The sequence below is a fragment of the Candidatus Rhabdochlamydia sp. W815 genome (assembly GCF_018642185.1).
Classification (GTDB): Bacteria; Chlamydiota; Chlamydiia; order Chlamydiales; family Rhabdochlamydiaceae; genus Rhabdochlamydia; species Rhabdochlamydia oedothoracis.
The window spans coordinates 1-900 of the sequence record NZ_JAAVTY010000201.1; the positions used below are offsets into that span (position 1 = coordinate 1).

Annotated in this window: 2 protein-coding genes; one reads left to right on the forward strand and one right to left on the reverse strand. The window is 31.3% G+C overall.

Translation table 11 applies throughout. The features are described from left to right. Positions 1 to 205, forward strand: a 205-nt coding sequence (locus RHOW815_RS08305) for a hypothetical protein (protein ID WP_215217807.1), incomplete at its 5' end; no start/stop codon positions are given. A 289-nt stretch (positions 206 to 494) separates the two neighbouring features. Here the strand turns inward: RHOW815_RS08305 and RHOW815_RS08310 are convergent. Beyond that, positions 495 to 900 (reverse strand): transposase (locus RHOW815_RS08310; RefSeq protein ID WP_215217808.1); only part of this gene is annotated, 406 nt, incomplete at its 5' end.

The window sequence follows — 900 nt, forward strand, 5'->3', positions numbered from 1 at the left end:
AAATTTAGATGAATTAAATTTAGATGAATTAAATTTAGATGAATTAAATTTAGATGAATTAAATTTAGATGAATTAAATTTAGATGAATTAAATTTAGATGAATTAAATACTGATCTAAACAGGAAAACCAAAATATATGATCAAGAATTTAAGCAAAAAGTTGTAGATGCAGTTAATAATGGTTTGAAAAAAAAGAAGCTGTAAAACGGTTTAAAGTTCCTTATAGCACATTGCGCGAATGGATCCGGTCTATCAAAGAGCTCTTTCGAAACTAGAAAATGAAAAGGACTTTCTATAAAACAAACCTCTTTTTGTTGTAAAACACTTCTATATATTCAAATAAGCTATCCATTTTATACCTGTATAACCACTGTCGGTCATACCACAACGTTGATCTGTCCACCGCACCCTACTCTCTTTAAACAGTCTAAAATCATGTTTTTTGCCATTACAAAAGTTTATTCTGATGCATCTATAAGAATTACTTCGTATTCTATGTCTCTCTTAAGAAGAGCTTTTTTCCCAGAACGACTTGAAACTTGTCGTTTATCCTACATTTCAAAATATCTGTTATTTTCGGTATCTCTTCTAAGAAGAATCCTCTAATTGCCTGAAAAAAAGTCACCGACGTTTCGTAATATCGATTGTATACCGTCTTTTCCTTTAAGATCTTCCACAAGCGTTCAATAGGATTCAAATTCGGCGAATAAGGAGGGAGATAGTGCACTTTAATCCTAGAAGACATCAGAAACTCTTCTAGTTTCTTATTTTTGTTTGATCTCGCATTATCCAAAATTACATGAATAATTCGAGCCTCTGTCTGTTTTTCTAGCTTCTTGAAAAAATCGAGCATTGCATCGGCATCAACTGTCTTATATTCCTCTGTAAAAATCTTCATT